The organism is Kitasatospora sp. GP30, assembly GCF_029892145.1.
GTDB lineage: Bacteria > Actinomycetota > Actinomycetes > Streptomycetales > Streptomycetaceae > Kitasatospora > Kitasatospora acidiphila.
This window is the reverse complement of the sequence record NZ_JARZAH010000035.1, coordinates 16578-33729: the sequence shown is the minus strand read 5'-3', so window position 1 is coordinate 33729 and position 17152 is coordinate 16578. Positions and strand designations below refer to the sequence as shown.

The 17152-nt window shown below is 71.0% G+C and carries 16 protein-coding genes; 3 read left to right on the top strand and 13 right to left on the bottom strand.

The window, feature by feature from the left end; all coding sequences use genetic code 11:
- Positions 1-99: 99 nt before the first annotated feature.
- A complete protein-coding gene (locus P3T35_RS32010; RefSeq protein WP_280708779.1) occupies positions 100-1008 on the bottom strand; it encodes a MarR family winged helix-turn-helix transcriptional regulator in 909 nt (302 codons plus the stop codon).
- 338 nt (positions 1009-1346) lie between these two features.
- Here P3T35_RS32010 and fabG point away from each other — a divergent pair, with 338 nt between their 5' ends.
- Together fabG and P3T35_RS32000 are read left to right on the top strand one after the other, a co-directional pair.
- On the top strand, positions 1347-2114 hold the full coding sequence (fabG, locus tag P3T35_RS32005; protein WP_101379202.1) for a 3-oxoacyl-ACP reductase FabG: 768 nt from the start codon (positions 1347-1349) through the stop codon (positions 2112-2114).
- 224 nt (positions 2115-2338) lie between these two features.
- Positions 2339-3178, top strand: coding sequence for an SAM-dependent methyltransferase (locus P3T35_RS32000; protein ID WP_101379203.1), 840 nt, complete (start codon positions 2339-2341; stop codon positions 3176-3178).
- Between the two features lie 3 nt (positions 3179-3181).
- On the opposite strand, the gene P3T35_RS31995 is transcribed toward P3T35_RS32000, so the two are convergent.
- Both P3T35_RS31995 and P3T35_RS31990 read right to left on the bottom strand, forming a co-directional pair.
- Positions 3182-3385: a hypothetical protein gene (locus P3T35_RS31995; RefSeq protein ID WP_101379204.1), complete on the bottom strand. Its 204-nt coding sequence runs from the start codon at positions 3383-3385 to the stop codon at positions 3182-3184.
- An 81-nt stretch (positions 3386-3466) separates the two neighbouring features.
- On the bottom strand, positions 3467-3715 hold the full coding sequence (locus P3T35_RS31990; RefSeq protein WP_101379205.1) for a hypothetical protein: 249 nt from the start codon (positions 3713-3715) through the stop codon (positions 3467-3469).
- A 130-nt stretch (positions 3716-3845) separates the two neighbouring features.
- On the opposite strand from P3T35_RS31990, the gene P3T35_RS31985 reads away from it, so the two are divergent.
- Positions 3846-4121: a DUF6343 family protein gene (locus tag P3T35_RS31985; protein ID WP_101384860.1), complete on the top strand. Its 276-nt coding sequence runs from the start codon at positions 3846-3848 to the stop codon at positions 4119-4121.
- Between the two features lie 3 nt (positions 4122-4124).
- Here P3T35_RS31985 and P3T35_RS31980 read toward each other — a convergent pair whose 3' ends face one another.
- The 10 genes from P3T35_RS31980 to hpnC form a co-directional block, all read right to left on the bottom strand.
- On the bottom strand, positions 4125-5525 hold the full coding sequence (locus P3T35_RS31980) for an aspartate aminotransferase family protein (protein ID WP_180356341.1): 1401 nt from the start codon (positions 5523-5525) through the stop codon (positions 4125-4127).
- Positions 5515-7437, bottom strand: coding sequence for a 1-deoxy-D-xylulose-5-phosphate synthase (gene dxs / locus P3T35_RS31975; protein WP_101379206.1), 1923 nt, complete (start codon positions 7435-7437; stop codon positions 5515-5517). The genes P3T35_RS31980 and dxs overlap by 11 nt, the downstream gene beginning before the upstream one ends.
- 78 nt (positions 7438-7515) lie before the next feature.
- Positions 7516-8676 (bottom strand): flavodoxin-dependent (E)-4-hydroxy-3-methylbut-2-enyl-diphosphate synthase, encoded by a 1161-nt coding sequence (gene ispG / locus P3T35_RS31970; protein ID WP_101379207.1) that lies wholly within the window; start codon positions 8674-8676, stop codon positions 7516-7518.
- Positions 8677-8764: 88 nt separating this feature from the next.
- Positions 8765-9787 carry an adenosyl-hopene transferase HpnH gene (hpnH, locus tag P3T35_RS31965; RefSeq protein WP_101379208.1) on the bottom strand — a complete coding sequence of 341 codons (1023 nt, stop codon included), beginning with the start codon at positions 9785-9787 and terminating at the stop codon, positions 8765-8767.
- Between the two features lie 2 nt (positions 9788-9789).
- Positions 9790-10467, bottom strand: a complete 678-nt coding sequence (locus P3T35_RS31960; protein ID WP_280708772.1) for a 1-hydroxy-2-methyl-2-butenyl 4-diphosphate reductase — start codon at positions 10465-10467, stop codon at positions 9790-9792.
- Complete coding sequence (gene shc, locus P3T35_RS31955; protein WP_280708770.1) at positions 10464-12578, bottom strand: squalene--hopene cyclase; 2115 nt, start codon at positions 12576-12578, stop codon at positions 10464-10466. The genes P3T35_RS31960 and shc overlap by 4 nt, the downstream gene beginning before the upstream one ends.
- A 7-nt stretch (positions 12579-12585) precedes the next feature.
- Positions 12586-13656 carry a polyprenyl synthetase family protein gene (locus P3T35_RS31950; RefSeq protein WP_101379210.1) on the bottom strand — a complete coding sequence of 357 codons (1071 nt, stop codon included), beginning with the start codon at positions 13654-13656 and terminating at the stop codon, positions 12586-12588.
- A 104-nt stretch (positions 13657-13760) separates the two neighbouring features.
- The gene (gene hpnE / locus P3T35_RS31945) at positions 13761-15167 is read right to left on the bottom strand and encodes a hydroxysqualene dehydroxylase HpnE (protein WP_101379211.1); all 1407 of its coding nucleotides are present in this window, start codon (positions 15165-15167) and stop codon (positions 13761-13763) included.
- 80 nt (positions 15168-15247) lie between these two features.
- Positions 15248-16105 (bottom strand): presqualene diphosphate synthase HpnD, encoded by an 858-nt coding sequence (gene hpnD, locus P3T35_RS31940; protein WP_101384863.1) that lies wholly within the window; start codon positions 16103-16105, stop codon positions 15248-15250.
- 41 nt (positions 16106-16146) lie between these two features.
- The gene (gene hpnC / locus P3T35_RS31935; RefSeq protein ID WP_280708767.1) at positions 16147-17097 is read right to left on the bottom strand and encodes a squalene synthase HpnC; all 951 of its coding nucleotides are present in this window, start codon (positions 17095-17097) and stop codon (positions 16147-16149) included.
- Between the last annotated feature and the right edge of the window lie 55 nt (positions 17098-17152).

Here is a 17152-nt window from a genome sequence, read left to right as displayed (position 1 = left end):
CCGGGATGACTGTTCGCCAACCAGTGAAAAATCGTATGAGCGCCCCTGGTCACAAGGGGCGCTCATACGTGTGTCGGCCAGTGAAAAGCTGACGAATCGTTACGGCACCGGCGCGAGCCTGGCCGCCTTCGTCAGCAGCACCAGCACCCGCTGGCGCTCCAGTTGGTCGAGCGGTTCGAGCAGCTGCCGCTCGACCTGCGCCACCCCGGCCGCGGCGCTGTGCAACAGCTCCTGACCGGTGGGCGAGAGCGAGAGCAGATTGCGCCGTCCATCCGAAGGGTCGCGCCGGCGCAGCACCAGACCGCGGCGGACCAGTCGCGAGACCATCTCCGCCATCGTCGCCTTGTCCAGCGAGGCGAGCTCGCCGACCGTGCGCTGGTCGGCGCCCGGCTCGGTCTCCAGGGCGTCCAGCACCGCGAACTGAGGTGCCGTCAGCTCCGAACCGACGTACTCCGACCAGAGCTTGGTGTGCACCTGCTGGCCAACCCGGATCAGGTACCCGACCGCACGCTGGGCATCCAGCAGCGGACGGGTGTCCGTCAACGAGGCGACGGCGGCCGGCTCCAGCCGGGCTATCTTGGCCAGCACCCTTACCAGTTCGAGCTGTTCCTCACCCGACAGCGGTTCGAACAGCATGCGTTGCACCCGCACCACGCCGCCGGTGGCCTCTCGGACCGCCTGGGCGCCGTTCTGCGAGAGCGCGAGCAGTTTGCGCCGGCCGTCCGCCGGATCGCGGCGGCGCAGCACCAGGCCACGCCGTACCAGCCGAGCGACCATCTCGGCCATCGTCGCCTTGTCCAGCGAGGCCCGCTCCCCCACCGTGCGCTGGTCGGCGCCCGGTTCGAGAGCGAGGGCAAGCAGGACCGCGAACTGAGGAGCCGTCAATTCGGCTCCCACGTGTTCGGACCACAGCCGGGTGTGCACCTGCTGGGCCACGCGGATGAGGTGCCCGGGCGACTGCTGCAGTCTGCCGGGCACGCGGGTCGTCGGGATCTCCCCCAGCACCATGAATCCGTCCTGATGTCACACCCGGCGTGCTGTGGGACACCCGGGCGGGGCAGTAGCGGCGCGCTGGCCTCCCCCAAGCGAATCGCCATCAACCGCAGTGATGTCGACCCTTTTCGAGGGGAGCTCCGCCGTGCAGCCGACGGCTGCTGGCGCACACTATACAAACGGAGGCCGCAATGCGGCAGGCAGGGGCGGATAGTAGACGGATGTTCGGTGTACTTGTCGTAATTCGTCCCACGCCAAGGAGTTGAGCATTCAACCGGCGGGCGCTCTTCTCCGCTCTACTACTCGCCGGTAGGGTAACTGCACCCCGAATCGAGTAGAGACGAGTACTCCGAATGACCGAGCAGACCAGCACGCACAAGGTCGCCGTCGTCACCGGTGCCGCCCGCGGCATCGGTGCCGCCACCGCGCTCCGGCTCGCCGCCGACGGCTTCGCCGTCGCGGTCGTCGACCTGGAGGAGAGCGCGGGCAAGGACACCGTCGACAAGATCGTCGCGGCCGGCGGCCGGGCCCTCGCGGTGGGTGCGGACGTCTCGGACGAGGCCCAGGTCGCGGCGGCCGTGGAGCGGATCTCGGCCGAGCTCGGCGCCCCGGTGGTGCTGGTCAACAACGCCGGTGTGCTGCGCGACAACCTGCTGTTCAAAATGTCCCAGGCGGACTGGGACACCGTCATGAACGTGCACCTGCGGGGCGCCTTCCTGATGACCCGCGCGGTGCAGAAGCACATGGTGGACGCCCACTTCGGGCGGATCGTCAACCTCTCGTCCTCGTCCGCCCAGGGCAACCGCGGCCAGGCCAACTACTCGGCGGCCAAGGCCGGTCTGCAGGGCTTCACCAAGACCCTGGCGATCGAGCTGGGCAAGTTCGGCATCACCGCCAACGCGGTGGCCCCGGGCTTCATCGCCACCGACATGACGGCCGCCACCGCGGCCCGGGTCGGCATGGAGTTCGAGGCCTTCAAGGAGGCCGCCGCCACCCAGATCCCGGTGCAGCGGGTGGGTGTTCCGGAGGACATCGCCCACACCATCTCGTTCCTGGTGAGCGAGGGCGCCGGTTTCGTCAGCGGCCAGGTGATTTACGTCGCGGGCGGCCCGCTCGACTAGTCCGTCCTGCGTAGCGACCCTGGTCACGATGCCGATCCGGTGACCAGGGTCGTGTCAGTTGTTGACGTTTTGCGGCTCGCTCCCAGGTAGTCAACGGGAATTGCGAGTGAATTCTCATGGTGGTCGTCATGGTTACCGTCCGCCGAAAATCTGACGGTCCGTCGGACAGCTGATCGCCCACTGTCTATGCTGCTCCCACATCACCGATGAGGGCGGGAGCGACGATGGCTGACAACACCAGCTGGATGGCACAGGACTGGCCCCAGGAGCCCCCGCCGGCCACCGATCTGCGACCGGAGATTCCGCACCCGGCCCGGATCTACGACTACTTCCTGGGCGGCAAGGACAACTTCCCGGCCGACCGCGCCGCCGCCGAGCAGATCATCGCGATCGCCCCGGGCATCCCGGAGGCCGCCAAGGCCAACCGGGCGTTCCTGCAGCGCGCCGTGCGCTTCGTCGCCGAGCAGGGCATCGACCAGTTCCTGGACATCGGCACCGGCATCCCGACCGAGGGCAACACCCATGAGGTGGCGCAGCAGGTCGACCCGCAGGTCCGGGTGGTCTACGTGGACAACGACCCGATCGTGCTCGCGCACGCCCGGGCCCTGATGGCCGGCCCCTCGCACGGCCGGACGCTGGCCCTGCAGGCCGACCTGCGCGACCCGGCCGCGATCCTCGCCGACCCGCAGGTGCGCGAGGCGCTGGACTTCGACCGGCCGATCGCGCTGATGCTGATCGCGGTGCTGCACTTCATAGACGAGGAGCAGGATCCGTACGGGATCGTGAAGACGCTGCTGGACGCGCTGGCCCCGGGCAGCTTCCTGATCATGTCGCACGGCACCGGCGACTTCGGCGACCTGGCCCAGACGGAGGCCGGGAAGGAGGTCTACCGGAGGGCGGCCGCCCAGGCCACCCCGCGCACCCGCGCGCAGATCGAGCGGTTCCTGGAGGGCCTGGAGCTGGTCGAGCCCGGCCTGGTGGTCATCCCCGAGTGGCGTCCGGAGTCCGCCGAGGCGGCCGAGGTGTGGGCACCGGGTTATGCCGTGGTGGCCCGGAAGCAGTAGCCGCTAGAAGTGCCGCAGCGCCCGCAGCCGGGCGGCCTCCGCGACCATGGCGGCCCGCTCGGCGCGGCGCCGCCTGCGCGCCGCGTCCGCCCCCAGCGGCTCCACCACGTGGAAGCAGGCACCGCAGACATAGCCGCCTTCCGGACCCTCGCTGACCGGCGTACCGCATGAGGCGCAGTACCGGAAGTAAGTGTCGGTGACGACCATGGGCGACCTCGCATCGGATACGAAGAGTACGTCCACGGTAGCGGTTTGACCGTACATCAGAAAGGGCGAACTGACGGACGATCAAGCGTCGGCCGAATGGCTTCCAGTGATCGTTCCGGTGCCGTCGCAGGTCCGGCATGGCTCCTCCCGGTAGGCCTGCTTGCTGCCGTCGGCGGAGACCCGGTAGCGGGTGTACGTTCCGGTGCCACTGCACAGGAAGCAGTTGCCGCCGCCGTCCCGCTCGGTGGTCCCGGTGCCCTTGCAAGTCCGGCACTGCAGGCCGGCCAGTCGGCCGGTCCCGGTGCAGATGGTGCACACCGCGATGCTCACGCCGCTCCTCCGCTCCTCGCCCCCGGTCTGCCCCGACCGCGGCCCGTTCGCCTCGGCTCATGAGGTTACTCCGGATTAGCCTGGAGTTGTCCGGGCACTGCCTTGCCAGAGACGGACGGAGGTGCGCACCATGCGCTACGCGACCACCCCGCGCCGCTGGCGCAGCGGAACCGAGCCCCGGTTCGCGCGCAGCGACCTGAAGCTGCGGTTCCTGCTGTCAGTGATCTTCACCCCGTTCTTCGCCTTGATGACGGCGACTTTCGCGGTCTTCGCGGCACTGGCGAAGCCGACCGGAGTGCCCTCCCAGGGCACCCTGGTCGGCTTCGCCGTGGTCTGCTTCGTGCTCACCGTGTTCGCCGCCGTGGACCTCTACGTGGTGATCCGCCGGCGCCGGGTGGAGCTGTAGCGGTCAGCGGTTGGCGACCGCCTGCTTCACCAGGGTCTTGCCGAAGTCCCACATCAGGCCGCTGCCGCGGTGCGCGTCGTCCATCACGTCGCAGAACGCGTCCAGGAAGCGGTCCACCTCGGCCTCGGTGATGATCAGCGGCGGGATCAGCTTGATCACCTCCTGGAGGTCGCCGGAGACCTGGGTGAGGATCCGGTGCCGCTGCAGCAGCGGGACCACCACCATCTGGGCGAACAGGCCCTTGCGGGCGGCCTGCAGCGCCGTCCACCCGGTGCGCAGCTTGAGCGACTTCGGCCGGCCGAACTCGATGCCGATCATCAGCCCGCGCCCGCGCACGTCGGCGAGCAGCTCGTACTTCTCGGTGAGCGCGGCCAGCCGGGAGCGGAACACCTCTCCGACCACCCGGGCGTTCTCCACCACCTTCTCGTCCTGCATCACCTGCAGGGTGGCCAGGCCGGCGGCCATCGCCTGGTTGTTCGACCCGAAGCTGGCCGAGTGCACCAGCACCCGGTCCATCGAGGAGTACACCTTCTCGAAGATCCAGTTCTTGCCGAGGGTGGCGCCGATCGGCACATAGCCGCCGGAGAGCGCCTTGGCCGCGCAGACCAGGTCGGGCTGCACGCCCTCCTCTGCCTGGTAGGCGAAGAAGGTGCCGGTGCGGCCGATCCCGGTCTGCACCTCGTCGCAGATCAGCAGCGCCTTGTTCTCGTGCAGCAGCTCCTGGGCGGCCCGCAGCCAGCCGGGCGGGGCCTGGTGCACCCCCTTGCCCTGGATCGGCTCGACGATCAGCGCCGCCACGTCGCCCCGGCGCAGTTCCCGCTGGAGCGCGCCCAGGTCGCCCAGCGGGATCGCGGTGTCCGGCAGCAGCGGGCCGAAGCCCTTCTTGAACCCGCCCTCGCCGTTGATCGACAGCGATCCGGTGGTCAGGCCGTGGAAGGCGTGGTCGGCGTAGAGGATCCGACCCCGCCCGGTGGCGTAGCGGGCGAACTTGATCGCCGTCTCCACCGCCTCGGTGCCGCTGTTGCCGAAGAAGACCCGGTCCAGGCCGGGGGCGAAGCCCAGCAGCTTCTCGGCCAGCAGGCCGGGCAGCGGCGGGCAGTCGAACCGGGTCAGGTCCGGCAGGTCGAGGTCCATCACCTGCTGGACGGCGTCGCGCACCACGGGGTGGTGGCGGCCCAGCGCGAAGATGCCGAAGCCGGCCAGCATGTCGAGGTACTCGTTGCCCTCGGCGTCGTAGAAGAACGGACCGGCGGCGCGGTCGTAGGTCTTGTCGAAGCCGATGGTGTGCAGCATCCGCGGCAGCTGCGGATTGAGGTACCGGGCGTGCAGCTCGTACCGCTCGCCGCCGCGCTCGGCGAGCAGGGCGGCGAGGTCCAGGGCGTTGGTCGGGCGGTCAGCTGGCACGGGGTTCGTTCACTCCTCGTTCGGGCAGCAGGTGCTTGGCGTAGGCGGCGGCCTGGGCGGCGATGCCGGTACCGGTCAGGCCCGCCTCCTCCATGATCTCGCCGCGGCCCGCGTGGTCCAGGAACTCCTGGCGCAGGCCGAGGTCGCGCAGCGGGGTGTCCACCTCGGCGTCGCGCAGCGCCTGGGCGACGGCGGCGCCGACCCCACCGGTGCGGCCGTTGTCCTCGACGGTCACCACCAGCGTGTGCTCGGCGGCGAGCCGGATCAGCGCCGGGTCGACCGGCTTGACCCAGCGCGGGTCGACCACGGTGGTGGCGAACCCGTCGGCGGTGAGCAGGGCGGCGGCGTCCAGGCAGGCGCCGGCCATCGCGCCGACCGAGACCAGCAGGATCTGCTGGCCCGCTCGGCCCGGCACCCGGGTGCGCTGCAGCACGTCCACGCCGCCGAGCCGCTCGACGGCCGGCACCGCCGGGCCGACCTCGCCCTTGGGGAAGCGCAGCACGGTGGGCGCGTCCTCGACCTCCAGGGCCTCGTGCAGCTGGGCGCGCAGCTGCTCGGCGTCGCGCGGGGCGGCCAGCCGCAGGCCGGGCACCACCTGGAGCACCGACAGGTCCCACATGCCGTTGTGCGAGGCGCCGTCATTGCCGGTGACCCCGGCCCGGTCGAGCACGAAGGTGACGCCGAGCTTGTGCAGGGCGACGTCCATCAGCACCTGGTCGAACGCCCGGTTGAGGAAGGTCGCGTAGACCGCGACCACCGGGTGCAGCCCGGCGGTGGCCAGGCCGGCCGCACTGGTCACGGCGTGCTGCTCGGCGATCCCGACGTCGAAGATGCGCTTCGGGAAGGCCTTGGCGAACGGCGCCAGGCCCACCGGTTGCAGCATCGCCGCGGTGATCGCCACCACGTCCGGCCGCTGGGCGCCGACCTCGAGCATCTCCTCGCTGAACACCGAGGTCCAGGAGGTGCCGCCGGAGGGCGAGATGGGCAGGCAGGTGTACGGGTCCATGGCGTTGACCGCGTGGAACCGGTCGGCCTCGTCCTGCTCGGCGGGCCGGTAGCCGCGGCCCTTGACGGTCAGGCAGTGCACGATCACCGGCCCGCCGAAGCCGCGGGCCCGGCGCAGTGCGGACTCCACCGCGCCGATGTCGTGGCCGTCGATCGGCCCGACGTACTTCAGGCCGAGGTCTTCGAACATGCCCTGCGGGGCGAAGGAGTCCTTGAAGCCCTTCTTGGCGCCGTGCAGCGCCTCGAAGATCGGCTGGCCGACCACCGGGGTGCGCTGCAGCGCCTCCTTGCCCCAGGCGAGGAAGCGCTCGTAGCCCTGGGTGGTGCGCAGCGTGGCGAGGTGGTTGGCCAGGCCGCCGATGGTCTTGGCGTAGGACCTCTCGTTGTCGTTGACCACGATGACGAGCGGGCGGTCCTGGGCCTCGGCGATGTTGTTGAGGGCCTCCCAGGCCAGGCCGCCGGTGAGCGCGCCGTCGCCGATCACGGCCACGGTCTGGCGGTCCGTGCGGCCCTGGATCTGGTGGGCCTTGGCGATGCCGTCGGCGTAGCTGAGCACCGTGGACGCGTGCGAGTTCTCGATCACGTCGTGCTCGGACTCGGCGCGTGACGGGTAGCCGGACAGACCGCCCCTGGCCCGCAGCCGGCTGAAGTCCTGGCGGCCGGTCAGCAGCTTGTGGACGTAGGACTGGTGTCCGGTGTCGAAGAGGATCCGGTCGTTCGGCGAGTCGAAAACCCGGTGCAGGGCGATGGTCAGCTCGACGACGCCCAGGTTGGGGCCGAGATGGCCGCCGGTCTTGGAGACCGCCTCGATCAGGAAGTCCCGGATCTCCTGGGCCAGCTCGGGCAGCCGGTTGGCCGGCAGCCGCTTGAGGTCGGCCGGTCCGTGGACAGCGGACAGCAGTGACATGACTCCACCTTTCGGCTCTGTGCGCTCAGGTGTGTACGAGGTTGCCGGGGGCCGGTCGGGCCACCGGAGTTGCTGGGATCAGCCTGTGGTGACGACCGCGGGCACGCCTGCTGGTCCGCCCTGGGCCTGGTGCTGCTCGGCGAGCAGCAGGGCCTCTTCGATCAGGGTTTCGACGATCTTGGACTCCGGCACGGTCTTGATGACCTCGCCCTTGACGAAGATCTGGCCCTTGCCGTTGCCCGACGCCACACCCAGATCCGCTTCCCGGGCCTCACCCGGACCGTTCACCACACAGCCCATCACGGCGACCCGGAGCGGCACCTCCATGCCCTCCAGCCCGGCGGTGACCTCCTCCGCCAGCTTGTAGACGTCCACCTGGGCACGGCCGCAGGACGGGCAGGAGACGATCTCCAGACCGCGCTGACGCAGGTTCAGCGACTCCAGGATCTGGATACCGACCTTGACCTCCTCCACCGGCGGCGCCGACAGCGAGACCCGGATGGTGTCCCCGATCCCCTCCGCCAGCAGCGCGCCGAACGCCACCGCCGACTTGATCGTCCCCTGGAACGCCGGGCCGGCCTCGGTCACGCCCAGGTGCAGCGGATAGTCGCACGCCGCGGCCAACTGGCGGTACGCGTTGATCATCACGACCGGGTCGTTGTGCTTCACCGAGATCTTGATGTCCCGGAACCCGTGCTCCTCGAACAGCGAGCACTCCCACAGCGCCGACTCCACCAGCGCCTCCGGGGTGGCCTTGCCGTACTTCTCCAGCAGCCGCTTGTCCAGCGAACCCGCGTTGACGCCGATCCGGATCGGCACCCCCGCCTCGGACGCCGCCTTCGCGATCTCCCCGACCTTGTCGTCGAACGCCTTGATGTTGCCCGGATTCACCCGGACCGCCGCGCACCCCGCCTCGATCGCGGCGAACACGTACTTCGGCTGGAAGTGGATGTCCGCGATCACCGGGATCTGCGACTTCTTCGCGATGATCGGCAGCGCGTCCGCGTCGTCCTGCGACGGCACCGCCACCCGCACGATCTGGCAGCCCGACGCGGTCAGCTGCGCGATCTGCTGCAGCGTCGCATTGACGTCGGCGGTCAGCGTGGTGGTCATCGACTGCACCGACACCGGCGCGTCACCACCCACCGGCACATTGCCCACCATGATCTGCCGGGACACCCGGCGAGTGGCGAGCGGCAGATGCGGCATAGACGGAATGCCGAGCGAGATCGCGGTCATGGGTTCGACTCATCCTTGCTGTGCGGTAGTCCTGATGCCATGGTCAAGCCCGGCGCGCACTCCTGCATGTGCGCGCCGGGCCGCCGACTCAGCGGGAGGCCATCACGGTTTCGCGAGCCGCCCGCAGGGACTCCTTGAGCGAATCCATGGTGGCCAGCACCGCGGTCGGCTCGTACCCGCAGTGCGCCATGCAGTTCTCGCAGCGCGGGTCCTTGCCCCGTCCGTACTTGGACCAGTCGGTCTTCTCGATGAGCTCGCGGTACGTCGGGACGTAGCCGTCGCTCATCAGGTAGCAGGGGCGCTGCCAGCCGAAGAGCGAGTAGTTCGGGATCCCCCAGGCGGTGCACTCGAAGTCCACCTTGCCCTCCAGGAAGTCCAGGAACAGCGGGCTCTGGTTGAGCCGCCAGCGCCTGCGGTTGCCGCCGGCGAAGGCCTTGCGGAACAGCTCCCGGGTCTGGTCGACGCCCAGGAAGTGCTCCTGGTCGGGGGCCTTCTCGTAGGCGTAGGCGGGCGACAGCATCATCTCGTCGACCTTCAGGTCGTCATTGAGGAAGTTGAGCACGTCGATGACATTCTGCGGGGAGTCGGTGTTGAAGAAGGTGCTGTTGGTGCTGACCCGGAACCCACGGCGCTTGGCCTCCTTGATGGCGGCCACCGCTTCGTCGAAGGTCCCCTCCTTGGCCACCGACTCATCGTGGCGCTCGCGCAGCCCGTCGATGTGCACCGTGAAGGTGAAGTACGGCGAAGGAGTGAACTTGTCCAACTTCTTGCGCAACAGGAGCCCGTTTGTGCAAAGGAAGACATACTTGCGCTTTGCCACCAACTGGCGGACGATCTCGTCGATCTGAGGGTGCATCAGCGGCTCGCCACCCGCGATGGAGACCATCGGGGCGCCGGACTCCAGCACCGCGCCGACCGCCTGGGCGACCGGCATCCGCTGCTTGAGCACCCCGGCCGGGTGCTGGATCTTGCCGCAGCCCTCGCAGGCGAGGTTGCAGGCGAACAGTGGCTCCAGCTCGACGATCAGCGGGAACTTCTCGGCCCGCTTGATGAGCTTCTGGTGCAAGAGATAGGAACTGACTCGCAAGGTCTGGCGCAGCGGCATGGCCATGGCTAGCTCGCCTCCTGAGAGATCGTCGGCGTCGGCAGGGAAGTATCGAAAGCATTCGGAACGTGCGGCTCGGCGGCGACCGCGCGGTGCCACCCGAGTAGGGCGGGCACGGTGGCCCGCAGGGTCTGGAAGGCGCGCAGCCCGGACGGGAGCGTTCCCAACCGGAGCAGTTCGCGTTCGGGGGTGTCGACCACCACCCGGACCGCCGCCACCGGCAGGTCCGCGGGCAGCCGCTCCAGCACCGCGGCCGACTCCATGTCCACCGCGGTCACCCCGGCCTGGTGCAGCGCGCGGCGCTCCGGGCCGCGCACCACGTGGTCCGCCGAGTGCAGCGCACCTACCCGCACGCCGAGGCCCAGGCCGCGCAGGGCCTGGGCGAGCGCGTCGGGCTGCCGGGTAGCAGTTGAACGGCCCGATGCGGATTGCACCTTGTCGGCAACAAAGACCTCTCCCGGTCTTGTTCCCGGCGCCACCGCCGCGCAGAATCCGGTAAGGACCACCGCGCTGTACGCCTCGGAGCCCGCTGCCAGCAGGCTGCTGACGGTCCGTGCCGCCTTCGTCGGGCCCATCCCGGTGCGCGCCAGCACCGGGCGGCCGCCGAGCCCGTTCGCCCAGTCCCCGCCGCGCAGCGCCCATGCCTCGGGCGCCAGCGCGCAGAGCACGAGCATTGGAGCTGTCACGTGGCCCTCCCCGCTTGCCCGAGCACGGGGTTGCCGTGCAGGTAGCGGCCGAGCGCGGTGACCGGGAAGACCAGCCGGTACAGGTGGTAGTTGATCGAGAAGTCCCACGGGAACCCGGTCCCGGTGAACTGCGGTTCGTCCCAGCTGCCTTCGGGCAGCTGGGTGGCGGCGAGCCAGCGCACCCCGCGTTCGACCGCGGCGCTGCCCCGGCCGTCGCCCGGCGCGTAGCGCCCGTCCGGGCCCTCGCCGGCCGCCAGCAGCGCCATCAGCGCCCAGGCGGTCTGCGAGGCGGTGGAGTCGCCGCGGCCGGACCACTTCGCCGGGTCCTCGTAGGAGCGCATGTCCTCGCCCCAACCGCCGTCCTGGTTCTGCCGCTCCTCCAGCCAGCGCACCGCGCGCCGGATCGCCGGATCGGAGGCGGGCAGGCCGGCCGCGACCAGGGCCGGCAGCACCGAGCCGGTGCCGTAGATGTAGTTGGTGCCCCAGCGGCCGAACCAGGAGCCGTCCGCCTCCTGATTGGCCAGCAGCCACTCGACGCCGCGCCGGGTGCGCGGGTCGTCGGCCATGCCGACCTCGGCCAGCATCTCCACCACATGGGCGGTGACGTCGGCCGACGGCGGGTCGACCACCTCACCGAAGTCGCAGAACGGCAGCTTGTTCGGCAGGGTGCTGGTGTTGTCCACGTCGAAGGCGCCCCAGGCGCCGTTCTTGGACTGCATGCCGAGGTTCCAGGTCACCCCGCGGTCCGCGGCCGCCGCCACCAGCTGCGGCCGCGGGTGGTTGGGGGCCACCCGGCGCAGCGCCAGCACCACCTCGGCGGTGTCGTCGATGTCCGGGTAGGTGTCGTTGTGGAACTCGAACGCCCAACCGCCCGGGTGCAGTTGGGGCCGCTGCACGGACCAGTCGCCCCTGGTGGTGATCTCCTCGGCGAGCATCCAGTCGGTCGCCTTGACCAGCGCCGGGTGGTCCGGTGCCAGGCCGGCGTCGACCAGCGCGATGGTGGCCAGGCAGGTGTCCCAGACCGGGGACTGGCAGGCCTCCAGCCAGCGGGCGCCGTCCTCGGTGTGCACGGTGAACCGCTCGAACGCCGCGAGGCCCGCCTGCATGACCGGGTGGTCGAGTTCGTAGCCCAGCAGGTGCAGGGCGATCAGCGAGTAGACCGCCGGGGGCTGGATGCCGCCCCAGCAGCCGTCCGCCTCCTGGCGTTCCACGATCCAGCGGCGGGCCTGGTTGAGCGCCAGCCGGCGCAGCGGGCGGACCGCGCGCTTGTGGTAGGCGTGCAGCACCATGTCGAGGCGCTCGAAGAAGCCGTCCCAAGTGGTCGGCGGGGCCAGCGGGCGCAGTGGGAAGGGGTTGTCCGGGTCGGTGTGCAACTCGGTCAGTGCGAACGGGGCCGGGCGGACCGGGCGCAGGGCGGAGACCACGGTCAGTGGCACGATGGTCTGCCGGGCCCAGCAGCCGAAGGCGTAGATGTTGAGCGGGAGCCACTTGGGCAGGAACATGATCTCCGGCGGCATCTCCGGCAGCCGCTCCCAGGGCCACCAGCCGAACAGGGCCAGCCAGATCCGGGTGAACACCCGGGTTGCGGCGATTCCGCCGGCGTTGCGCACGTACTCGGCGGCGGCCCGCATGTGCGGGGCTTCGGGATCGTCCCCCGCCAGGCGGAGGGCGACATACGCCTCCACGCTGGTGGACAGCTCCGGTGGGCCACCGTGGAAGGTCCCCCAGGTGCCGTCCTCGCGCTGCTGTGAGCGGATCCACTCGGCGGTGGCCGCGGTCTGCTCCGCAGTGCGGATTCCGAGGAACTGCCGTAGTAACAGGTCCTCGGCGTCCATGGTGACGTTGGTTTCCAGGTCCCCCTTCCACCAGCCCTCGTCGTCCTGCAGCGACAGCAGGTGCTCGGTGGCCCGGCGCAGGCCGTCCTCGATCGTCGCGCGGTCCAGGGGTGATGGTTCCTCACCCGGTTCCGCGGCGCGCCCCCCTACGGCCGCCGCGCTGTCCGGCTCCCGCCAGGATCCGGCCGGATCGGCCGGCCCGGGGGGCCGCTCCTCCACCGCGACCGGCTCGGAATCGTACTCAGGGTCGAGCCGGCCGTCCGCGGTTGCTGTCAACTTGCTGTCACCTCTCTCGTACCACGACGAATTCGGCGAGGGCGACGAAACGTTCACGGACGTCGTCGGCCATCGGCACCTCGTCCAGTGCGGCCAGCGCGGTGCTGTGCTGGCGACGTGCCTCCTCCTGGGTCCAGGCCCGGCCGCCTGCCTGCTCGATCAGCGCGGCGCGGCCGGCCAGCACCTCCTCGGACTCCTCGCCCCGCCCGTGCGGGTCGGCGAGCAGCTCGGCCAGCCGGCGGGAGGCGGCGCCGCCCTCGGCCAGTGCGGCGGCCACCGGCAGCGACTTCTTGCGCTGCCGCAGGTCGCCCCAGTGCGGCTTGCCGGTGACCTCGGTGGCGCCCCAGATGCCGAGCAGGTCGTCGACGGCCTGGAAGGCCAGCCCGAGGTGGTGTCCGTAGCGCTGCAGCGCGTCCGAGGTGCGGTCGTCCGCGCCGGCCAGCACCGCGCCGATCGCCGAGGCGGCCGCGAGCAGGGCACCGGTCTTGTTGCCCTCCATCTCCAGGCACTCGGCGACGGTGACCGCGTCGCGGTGCTCGAAGGAGAGGTCCTGGGCCTGACCGTCGATGAGCTTGCGGGTCGCGGTCGTGATCAGGGCCACGGCGCGAGCGGCGTCGGCCTCGGTGGCCGCCCCGCTGCGCCCGGCGTCCAGCAGTACCTCGGTGCCGAGGGTGGCCAGCGCATCGCCGACCAGGATCGCCTGCGCCGGTCCGAAGACCGTCCAGGCGGTGGCCCGGTGCCGACGAGTCTCGTCACCATCCATCAGATCATCATGCAGCAGCGAGAAGTTGTGCACCAGCTCAACGGCCACGCCACCGGGTACTCCGGCAGGTGCGGGGGCTCCGGCCGCCTCCGCGGAGAGCAGCGCGAGCGCCGGGCGGATCGCCTTGCCGCCGTCCCCGGCCACCGGGTTGCCGGCCTGGTCGGTCCAGCCGAAGTGGTAGGCCGCGACCGCGTCCATCGGGGACGCCAGCCGGGCCACTGCCGAGCGCAACGGCGGAGTGCAGAGCGTGCGGCCTCTGGCCAGCAGCTCCGGTACCGAGACGGGCTCGGCCTGGGCCGTCGCGCCCGCGAACATGCTGGGACGTGCCTCCACGAGTGTTCCCTCTCCATGGGCCGTAGTGCTGGTGTTCTTGGTGGACGTGCTGACGGTGGTGACGCTCGGCCCGATCGGTGGTGCGGTCATCGCGGCCACCGCCCGTCACCGCGGTCCACGGGGGCCGGGCGGCCCGCGGCGGCCAGGGCGGCGTCGGCGGCGGCGTGGCCGCTGCGCACGGCGCCCTCCATCGTCGCGGGCCAGCCGGTGGCGGTCCACGAGCCGGCCAGCAGCAGTCCGGGCACCCGGGTCGCCGGGCCGGGGCGCAGCGCCGCGGTGCCGGGGGCCGCGTCGAAGGTGGCGGTCCGCTCCCGGGTGACGAAGAAGTCGAGCACCTCGGCGCTCCGGGCCGGCGGCAGCAGCCGGGCCAGCTCGGGCAGGTAGCGGGCCCGCAGTTCGGCGACCGGGAGGTCGATCTCGTCCCGGACGGCCGACTGGGAGAGCGCGAGGTACTGGGCACCCGGGTGGACAGCCGCCACGCCCGAGTGCTCGGTGCGGTCGAAGACCCACTGCACCGGCGAGTCGAGCGCCGCGAAGAACGGGCGGCGCAGCACCGGGCGGTCGTAGACCACGTGGACGTTGAGGATCGGCGCGTAGCCGAGCTCGCCGAGCCGGTGCTGCCCGGCGACGGCGTCCGGCGGCAGCAGCGCCGACGCGGTGTCCTGGGCGCCGGCCAGCACCACGGTGTCGGCACTCAGCAGCTCGCCGTTCTCCAGCCGCACGGTGTGCCGGCCGTCGGAGTCCGGCTTGAGCTCGACCGCCTTGGTCCGCAGCCGGACCGTCACCTCGGCGGCGGCCAGCTCGCGCCCGGCCGCGTCATGGTGCACGGCGCCCAGCGGCACCTTGGCGATGCCGATGTCACTGGCGCCGTTCTCGGAGAGCAGGCCGGTCTTGAAGACCATCGCGGCCAGGGCCAGCGAGACCTCGTCGGCCCTGGCGTTCAGGGTGGCCACCCCGACCAGGTCCCAGAGCGCGGCGATGGTCCGGTCGTTCTGCCAGTGGGCGCGCAGCCAGGCGCCGAACGAGACGGCGTCCAGCGCCGGGTCGGCCAGGTCGAGGCGTTGCAGCGCCAGCGCCCCGCGGACCACCCGCAGGCGGTCGGCGGGCGCCAGGTGCGGATAGCCGGCCAGGCTGGCGGCCAGGTGCAGCGGCACCGGCAGCTCCGTGCGGCTGAGCCGGCCGAGCCGGTAGCCGGACTCCCGCACCGAGAGCACCGGGACCTCCAGCCGCGGCTGGATCTCCATCTGGCCCATCGCGCCGAGCCGTGCGATCAGGCCGCGGTAGGCCGTGCAGCAGCGCAGGAACACGTGCTGGCCGTTGTCCACGGTCAGCTCGCCGCGGCGGAACGAGAAGGCCAGCCCGCCGAGCCGCGGTCGCGCCTCCAGCAGGGTGACCTCGACGTCCGCCTCGGCCAGTCGCAGCGCGGCGGTGATCCCGGCCAGGCCGCCGCCGACCACCACGGCCGTGCCGCCGTTCCCGGTTTCCCCGGTCATCTCGCCTCCTAGCTGCTACTTGGTTCGTTCGTGATCTTCCCACTTATCCCACCGGCTTGGCTGCCGATTGGCGTGGAAAGTCACGAACGGCCTCCGGCCAGCCCGGAGAGTGCCACATAGGCCTTCTCCCAGCCCGGCAGTGAGACCCGGCCGCGCAGGACCGACTCCGGTTCGGCCGCGATCCGTCCTAGCAGCCGGTGATAAATTCCCGCCATCGCGGCGGTACAGGCCCGGCTGCGGCGGTCCAGCATCGGCAGCAGCCGCAGGCCCTCCTCGAAGTACCCCTGGGCCCGCGCCGCCTCGAACGCGATCAGGCCGGTGAAGTCGGCGCCGGCCGGCGGGGTGGACTGGGCGAAGCCCTGCTCGCAGCCGAACCTGGCCAGGTCCTCGGCGGGCAGGTAGGTGCGGCCGTTTCCGGCGTCCTCCCGCAGGTCGCGCAGGATGTTGGTGAGCTGCAGGGCCAGGCCCAGGGTGTCCGCGTACTCGGCGCCGCGCTTGGGGTCCTCGCAGCCGTAGACGCCCAGCGACAGCCGGCCGATCGAACCGGCCACGCAGCGGCAGTAGACCTTGAGGTCCTCGAAGGTCTGGTACTCCTCGCCGCGCAGGTCCATCTCGACGCCGTCGATCAGCTCGTCGAAGGCGTCCAGCGGGATCGGGAAGCGCCGCGCCGCGTCGGCCAGCGCCACCTTGATCGGGTCGGTGTCCTCCTCGGTGACGCTGCCGGCCCGGATCTCGTCCAGCAGTGCCCGGGTCGCCAGCAGCTGCTCCTTCTTGCGGTCGGCCGCCAGCTCGCCGTCGCCGATGTCGTCGACCCGGCGGGCGAGCGCATAGAGCGCGGACATGGCAAGTCGCTTGGGCTCCGGGAGCAACCGGATCCCGTAGCTGAAGTTGCGGGCCTGCAGGGCGGTGACCGCCTCGCAGTAGCGGTACGCCGCCATGACCGGTGCCGACGCCAGTGGTGATGCCGCCACTCGGGCGTTCACCTTCCCTTCGCGAAGATGGCCGCCGCCTTCATCGCGAGGCGGCGCTTGTCGGGCTTGGGCTGCTGTGCCAGCACGTCGTGCCCGGCGGCCTCGATGGCCGCCAGCGCGGCGTACCCGCCGGCGGTGAAACCCGCCAGCAGCAGCCGGAGCCTGCCACGAACGGTACCCACCAGCGGTGCCCCCTGGTCGAGCAGGGTCCGAGCCCGGGCGGCCTCGAACGCGACCAGCTCCCGAATACTGCCACTCGCGGTGGAACGCCCGAGGTCGGCCTCGGCGACCCCGAACCGCTCCAGATCCTCCGTGGGCAGGTAGATCCGCCCTCGGGCGTAGTCCTCGGCAACGTCCTGTAGATGCTCAATCACCTGGAGTGCGCTGCAGATCCGGTCGGACCAGGCGATCCGCTCGGGGGTCGCGACGCCCGCCAGAGCAAGCACCAGGCGCCCCACCGGATCGGCCGACAACGTGCAGTAGCCGATCAGACTGTCGAAGGTCGGATAGCGGGTGGTGGTCTGGTCCACCCGGTTGGCCTCGATCAGCTTGCGGAACGGCTCCGGGGTCACGTCGTGGTTGCGGATCATCGGGACCAGGGCGTGCAGCAGGGGGTGGCGGGCAGGCTCGCCGGCGGCGCCGGGCAGGGCCGCCTCGAACGCGCGGTCAAGATCACGTTCGATGGCGTCCAGCAGGCCGAGTCTGAAAGTCGTATCGTCCGACTGCTCCGAAGGGGTGGCTGCGCCCAGCAGCCGGGCCGTCTGCGCGGGGTCGGCCAGATCGCCGTCGCCGGCGTCGTCCACCAGCCGCGCGAAGCCGTACACCGCCATCAGATCGTGCCGCCAGGCCGCGGGCAGGAAGCCGGGAGCCACCGGGAAGTTCTCCCGCGCCGCCTTGTCGAGCGTGCCCCCCACCGCGGCGTCCTGCGCCCGCGCCGAGGCCTGAGCCGAAACCGTCACTTCCGTCACTCCCCCGTTCTACACCGGTCTTGACCATGGAATCGACTCGGATATT